The organism is Curtobacterium sp. MCLR17_040, assembly GCF_003234735.1.
GTDB lineage: Bacteria > Actinomycetota > Actinomycetes > Actinomycetales > Microbacteriaceae > Curtobacterium > Curtobacterium flaccumfaciens.
This window is the reverse complement of the sequence record NZ_QKTE01000005.1, coordinates 179,830-186,151: the sequence shown is the minus strand read 5'-3', so window position 1 is coordinate 186,151 and position 6,322 is coordinate 179,830. Positions and strand designations below refer to the sequence as shown.

General features: G+C 70.1%; 6 protein-coding genes. 4 read left to right on the top strand and 2 right to left on the bottom strand.

What is annotated here, in order from left to right; translation table 11 throughout:
- The first annotated feature begins 129 nt into the window (after nucleotides 1-129).
- Both zapE and DEJ01_RS07140 read left to right on the top strand, forming a co-directional pair.
- Nucleotides 130-1,152, top strand: a complete 1,023-nt coding sequence (zapE, locus tag DEJ01_RS07145; RefSeq protein ID WP_111030005.1) for a cell division protein ZapE — start codon at nucleotides 130-132, stop codon at nucleotides 1,150-1,152.
- A gap of 210 nt (nucleotides 1,153-1,362) precedes the next feature.
- The gene (locus DEJ01_RS07140; protein ID WP_111092605.1) at nucleotides 1,363-2,637 is read left to right on the top strand and encodes an ammonium transporter; all 1,275 of its coding nucleotides are present in this window, start codon (nucleotides 1,363-1,365) and stop codon (nucleotides 2,635-2,637) included.
- Nucleotides 2,638-2,800: 163 nt separating this feature from the next.
- Here the strand turns inward: DEJ01_RS07140 and DEJ01_RS07135 are convergent, their stop codons facing one another.
- Nucleotides 2,801-3,772 carry an aldo/keto reductase gene (locus DEJ01_RS07135; RefSeq protein ID WP_111092604.1) on the bottom strand — a complete coding sequence of 324 codons (972 nt, stop codon included), beginning with the start codon at nucleotides 3,770-3,772 and terminating at the stop codon, nucleotides 2,801-2,803.
- Nucleotides 3,773-3,888: 116 nt separating this feature from the next.
- Between DEJ01_RS07135 and DEJ01_RS07130 the strand changes: the two genes are divergently transcribed.
- Both DEJ01_RS07130 and DEJ01_RS07125 read left to right on the top strand, forming a co-directional pair.
- Nucleotides 3,889-4,296, top strand: coding sequence for a ChaB family protein (locus DEJ01_RS07130; RefSeq protein WP_110863841.1), 408 nt, complete (start codon nucleotides 3,889-3,891; stop codon nucleotides 4,294-4,296).
- Between the two features lie 67 nt (nucleotides 4,297-4,363).
- Nucleotides 4,364-5,332 (top strand): beta-ketoacyl-ACP synthase III, encoded by a 969-nt coding sequence (locus DEJ01_RS07125; RefSeq protein ID WP_111022822.1) that lies wholly within the window; start codon nucleotides 4,364-4,366, stop codon nucleotides 5,330-5,332.
- Between the two features lie 116 nt (nucleotides 5,333-5,448).
- Here the strand turns inward: DEJ01_RS07125 and DEJ01_RS07120 are convergent, their stop codons facing one another.
- Entirely contained in the window at nucleotides 5,449-6,321 is an 873-nt protein-coding gene (locus tag DEJ01_RS07120) for a hypothetical protein (protein ID WP_181438380.1), read from the bottom strand.
- Between the last annotated feature and the right edge of the window lies 1 nt (nucleotide 6,322).

Sequence of the window (6,322 nt, the reverse complement as noted above, 5' to 3'; positions counted from 1 at the left end):
GGCGTGGTGCGGGGCGGGCTTGGTGCCCGGGTGCGTGCTGCCGGCGCCGGACTAAGATCGGGCGTCGGTGCCTGTGGGCAACGGTACGCGGACGTACCGTGCTCCTGACGCAACGTGACACCCCACGACATGCTTCCCGGAAGGGTTCCCCGATTGCCCGCTCACCTCGTCGACCGTGATCCCCAGGTGACGCCGCAGCAGATGGCTGCGGCGCTCGTGCCCCCACCGCAGTTCACGGACGCGTCGTTCGACTCGTACCGGCCGGACCCGGACTACGACTCGCAGGCCTCGGTCCGCGATGCCGTCGCCGCGTTCGTGGCCGCCGGTCCGACGGAGGCTCCGCGGCGCGGGCTGTTCGGGCGTCGGAAGCAGGCGGCGGAACCGGCGGCGAAGTCCGGTGTGTACCTGGACGGCGGGTTCGGTGTCGGCAAGACCCACCTGCTCGCAGCCGCCTACCACGCGGCCACCGGCCGGAAGACCTTCGGCACGTTCATCGAGTACACCGCGCTCGTGGGCGCCCTGGGGTTCCAGGGGACCGTCGACCTGCTCCGCGGCACCGCGCTGGTGTGCATCGACGAGTTCGAGCTCGACGACCCGGGCGACACGATGGTGATGACCCGGCTCATCAAGGAACTGACCGAGACCGGCACCCGCTTCGCCGCGACGTCGAATACGCCCCCTGGCGCCCTGGGCGAGGGACGCTTCGCCGCGCAGGACTTCCTGCGCGAGATCCAGGCGATGTCGGACCGCTTCGACACCATGCGCATCGACGGCCTCGACTACCGCCGCCGTGCCGTGGACGAGTCGGCGCAGGTGGTGTCCGACGTGCCCGCCGCGCTGCCGTCCGGCTCCGTGACGCTCGACGACTTCGGTGCGGTGGTCGCGCACCTGGGTTCCGTGCACCCGTCGAAGTACGTCGCGCTGGTCGAGGACCTCGACGCCGTCGGGCTCACCGACGTCCGGGCCTTCACCGACCAGACCGACGCGCTGCGCTGGGTCGCCCTGGTGGACCGGCTGTACGACGCGCAGGTGCGCATCGTCGCGTCGGGCACGCCGCTCGACCAGGTGTACCCCGACGTGATGCTCGAGGGCGGGTACCGCAAGAAGTACCTGCGCGCGGCGTCCCGCGTGGTGGCGCTCACCCGCGCCTGAGCGTCGCTCGCCGTCAGACCGATCTGTCCACGGCGGTCTCCTGCCCCTCGCGCAGGGGACATCGGGCCGCTGGAAACACGACGTTTACAAACGGCGCGGTCGCGTTACATCCGCGAAACAGTTCGTGCTCCCTCGTGAAACCTCGCCTCGCCAGACTCTGTGACACCCGAGGCGGTCCAAGAGCCGCTCGTGCAATCGAGAGGTGAGCAGATGCTTGATCAGGGCAACACGACGTTCGTGTTGGTGATGGCTGCGCTGGTGTTGTTCATGACACCCGGCCTGGCCTTCTTCTACGGCGGCTTGGTGAAGGCCAAGTCCGTCATCTCCATGATGATGATGTCGTTCGGTGCGATCGCGCTCGTGAGCGTGCTCTGGGTGGTCTACGGCTACGCGATCGCCTTCGCCAACCACGGCGACGGCACGGCGGTCTCCGGTGTGGTCGGGTTCTTCAGCATCGACTGGAACCAGATCGGTCTCGGCCAGGCCTTCGAGGAGGCGCAGTCCTCGAACATCCAGGCGGCGTACCCGTCGATGGCCTTCGTCGGGTTCCAGGCGACGTTCGCGATCATCACCGTCGCGCTCATCTCCGGCGCCATCGCCGACCGCGCCAAGTTCGGCGCGTGGATGGTCTTCGCCGGCGTCTGGGTGACGGTCGTCTACTTCCCGGTCGCCTCGTGGGTCTTCAACCTGACCTCGGGCTGGGCCGCCACGTGGGGCGTCATCGACTTCGCCGGTGGCACCGCGGTGCACATCAACGCCGGTGCAGCGGGTCTCGCCCTGGCGATCGTGCTCGGCAAGCGCGTCGGCTTCGCCAAGGGTGCGCACAAGCCGCACAACCCGCCCTTCGTCCTGCTCGGTGCCGCCATCCTGTGGTTCGGCTGGTTCGGCTTCAACGCCGGCTCCGAGGGCGCTGCTGACGGCATCGCCGCGATCGCCTGGGTGAACACCCTCGCCGCCCCGGCCGCCGCCATCCTCGGCTGGCTGCTCATCGAGAAGCTCAAGGACGGCAAGGCCACCTCCGTCGGTGCCGCATCGGGTGCCGTCACCGGCCTCGTCGCGATCACCCCGGCCTGTGCCGCGCTGACCCCGGGCTGGGGCATCCTGCTCGGCTTCCTCGCCGGCATCGTCTGCTGCTTCGCGATCGACTGGAAGTACCGCCTGGGCTTCGACGACTCGCTCGACGTGGTCGGCGTCCACCTGGTCGGCGGCATCTTCGGCACGCTGTTCCTCGGCTTCTTCGCCAACGACACCGGCCTGATCTACTCCGGCTCGTTCGAGCAGCTCGGCAAGCAGGCCGTGGCGGCCCTCGCCGTCGGCCTCTACTCGTTCGTGCTCGCCCTGGTCATCGGGTACGCCATCGAGAAGACGATGGGCTTCCGCGTCAAGACCGAGGACGAGGTCGCCGGCATCGACACCGCCGTCCACGGCGAAGAGGGCTACGTCCTCTACGAGCAGACCGACGACAGCCCGGTCAGCGTCCGCTAGTCACCAGGCACCACCCGCACGACGACGGGCCCCGCGCACACAGCAGCGCGGGGCCCGTCGTCGTTGCGTTGGTCGCGTTCTCGACGTGACCACGGCCGGGAGGCGCGGTGCGGGTCCGACCCGCACCGCGCCTCCCGGCTGTGCCCTGCTTTCCGGGCTCAGCTCACCACGCGTAGTCCTCCGGCGAGGTCTCGTGCCCCGGGAAGATCTCGTCGAGACGGTCCAGCGCACGCTGGTCGAGGCGGATGTCGACGGCACGGACCGCGGACTCCCACTGCTCCATCGTGCGGGGGCCGGTGATCGGCGCGGTGACGCCGGGCTGGTGCAGCAGCCAGGCGAGGGCCAGCTCGCCGGGCGTGTGGCCGAGCTCCTTCGCGAACGACTCGTACGACTGCAGCTGCTCGCGGTGCGCGTCGACGTACTCGGCGCTGCGGCCGGAGAGCCGACGGGAGCCGTTCTCGGTCTTCTCGATGACGCCGCCGAGCAGGCCGCCCTGCAGCGGCGACCAGGGGATCACGCCGAGGCCGTACGCGCGGGCGGCGGGCAGGACCTCGCGCTCGACGTCGCGGACCACGAGGTTGTAGATCGACTGCTCGCTGACCAGGCCGAAGGTGTTCCGGCGCTTCGCTGCCTCCTGCGCCTGGGCGATGTGCCACCCGGCGAAGTTCGACGAGCCAACGTACAGGACCTTGCCCTGCTGCACGGCGACGTCGATCGCCTGCCAGATCTCGTCCCACGGCGTCGCACGGTCGACGTGGTGGAACTGGTACAGGTCGATGTGGTCGGTCTGCAGTCGCTGCAGGCTCGCGTCGAGCGACTGCCGGATGTTCAGGGCGCTGAGCTTGCCGCCGTTCGGCCAGTCGGTCATCTCGCCGTAGACCTTCGTGGCGAGGACCGTCTTCTCGCGGCGACCGCCACCCTTGGCGAACCACCGTCCGATGATCTCCTCGGTGGCACCCTTGCCCACCGAGCCGCCGTAGCCGTTGGCGGTGTCGAAGAAGTTGACGCCGAGCTCGTGGGCCCGGTCCATGATCGCGTGCGAGTCGTCCTCGCTGGTCTCCGGGCCGAAGTTCATCGTGCCGAGCACGGCGCGGGAGACGGACAGACCGGTGCGACCGAGGTGTGTGTAGTCCATGAGACGGGTCTACTCGTGACGCGCTGGTGGCGCCAGGCCCTGGGAGTACCGGTCGGGGCTTGGTGCTCGTTGTGCTGGTCGGAGTAGTCAGGGTGGACCACCCGAGAGGAGCAGCCATGCCAGCCAAGGACGAGATCCCCAGCACCCTGCAGCGGTCCCCGGAGCACGCGCAGGAGATCTTCGAGAAGACACTGGACTCGGCGAACGAGACGTACGGCCCGGGTGAGCGGGCGCACCGCACGGCGTTCGCCGCCGTGAAGCACGAGTACGAGAAGGTCGGCGACCACTGGGAGGAGAAGGAGTCCTCCGGGCCGTCCGACTCCGGTGCCGCCGGCTCGCGTGGTGCTGGCTCGGGCTCATCCGGGAAGACCGAGGGCGGTGTGGACGCGAACGCCTCGAAGGCGCACCTGATGGACGTCGCGAAGCGGCTCGACGTCAGCGGCCGCTCCAAGATGACGAAGGACGAGCTGGTCGAGGCGATCGGCAAGGCGAACGACCGCGCGACCGCTGCCGCGCGGAAGTGACCGTCGCGCTTGCCGTGCATGCCCCGCTCGGCATGCGGCGGTGGGGTGAGGGGGTAACGTGCCGACGATGAACATCCCAGCACTCCGCGGCAGCCGGATCCTCGGGTTCGGACACCACCAGCCCGAACGCGTCCTGACCAACGACGAGCTCTCGACGATGGTCGACACGAACGACGAGTGGATCCGCACCCGCACCGGGATCCAGACGCGTCGGATCGCCGGTCCCGACGACACCGTCACGTCGATGGCCATCGAGGCTGGGCGCCGTGCCCTCGCCGACGCCGGGGTGTCGCCCTCGGCCGTCGGGCTCGTCATCGTCGCCTCCACCACCCACCAGGACCGCGCCCCGTACACGGCAGGCCGCGTCGCCGCTGCTCTGGGCATGACGAACGGCCCGGCGCCGATCGACATCAACACCGCGTGCAGCGGCTTCGAGTACGCGCTCGGGCTCGCCGACCAGTCCATCCGCACCGGTTCCGCCGACGTCGCGCTCGTCATCGGATCCGAGGTGCTGTCCGGCATCGCCGACTGGACCGACCGGTCGACGTGCGTGCTCGTCGGTGACGGGGCCGGTGCCGCCGTGCTCGGGGTCGCCGAGACGCCCGAGATCGGCCCGGTGTCGTGGGGGAGCGTGCCGCACCTGCTCGACGCCGTGCGTGTCGAAGGGTCGCCGGGGCGCTTCAACCAGGAGGGTCGCTCGATCTACCGGTGGGCCATCACCGAGGCCGAGGGGCACGCCCGCAAGGTCGTCGAGGCCGCCGGACTCACGATGGACGACATCGAGGTGTTCGCGTTCCACCAGGCGAACCTGCGGATCATCGAGCCGCTCGTCACCGCGCTCGGCGGGGAGTCCAAGTTCGTCATTCGGGACGTCGTCGAGTCCGGGAACACCTCGGCCGCCAGTGTGCCGCTCGGGCTCTCGAAAGCCTGGGAGCGCGGCGACCTCCCGGAGGGGGTGCCGGCCCTGCTGTTCGGGTTCGGTGGCGGGTTCGCCCACGCCGGGCAGGTCGTGACGACGCCGGTGCGGTCCTTCTAGGGCGTACCTGCACGAGGGCCCGGGTTCGGCTGCTCAGCATCCGTGCCCGGGCCCTGCTCGGTCGTCGCGCCGGGCCGTTCTCGGTCGGCGTGCCGGACCGTTCTCGGTCGTCCTGGCTAACGCTTCGAGCGGGGGTCGTCCTGCCCCGGCTCGGTCCAGAGGTCCTGGTCCTTGCCCGTGCCGCGCTTCCACGGCAGGGCACGCCGGGTCTTCTCGGCAGTCGGTGTGACCGTCAGCACGATCGGGAACTCCGCCGGCGGCATGCCGAACCCCGTCCGCGACGCCTGGATCACCTTGCGGCCCAGGGCGTGGTTCCCCAGACCGCCGACGGCCGCTCCGATGCCGAACGGGAGCGCGCGGCCGAGGACCGAACCGCCCTGCCGGATGGCGAAGCGCTTGATGAACTGGTCACGGACCTGTCCGCCGATGCCGTTGACGACCTGCTTCGGCAGCGAGGACGTCACCATCTCGCCCCAGAACGCCGTCCGGGCCTGCCCGCCGGCAGCCTGGCCGGCGAGCTGCTTGATGAGCTGCGTGCCCGGTGCGCCGAGGATCATCGCCATCACCAGGGTGCGGGCACGCTCCGGGTCGTCCAGCGCGATGCCGTGCACCTCGGTCACCGACTGTGCGAACAGCGCGGTTGTCTCGAGGAACCCGACCGTCTCGGCGCCGCTCAGTCCGAGCGCAGCGGCCATCCCGACGCCGGGGATCACCGCGCTCGCACCGACCGCGGCACCGCCGGTCGTCACCGCTGCCAGGTACTGCCGCTCAAGGATCTGGATCACCTCGGCGGGGGTCGCGTCGGGCTTGCGGCGACGGATCGCGTTGACGTGCGCGACCACGACGGGACGCTGCACACTGATGACCCGATCGAGCCACTTCGCCCAGCCCGTGGGCTGGACCTGCTGCGTTCGGGGGTCGGACGTGGTGGGGGAGACCGGTGCGGTCGGCAGGGGCACGATCGACTGGTCCTTCGGGGCGCGGGCCATG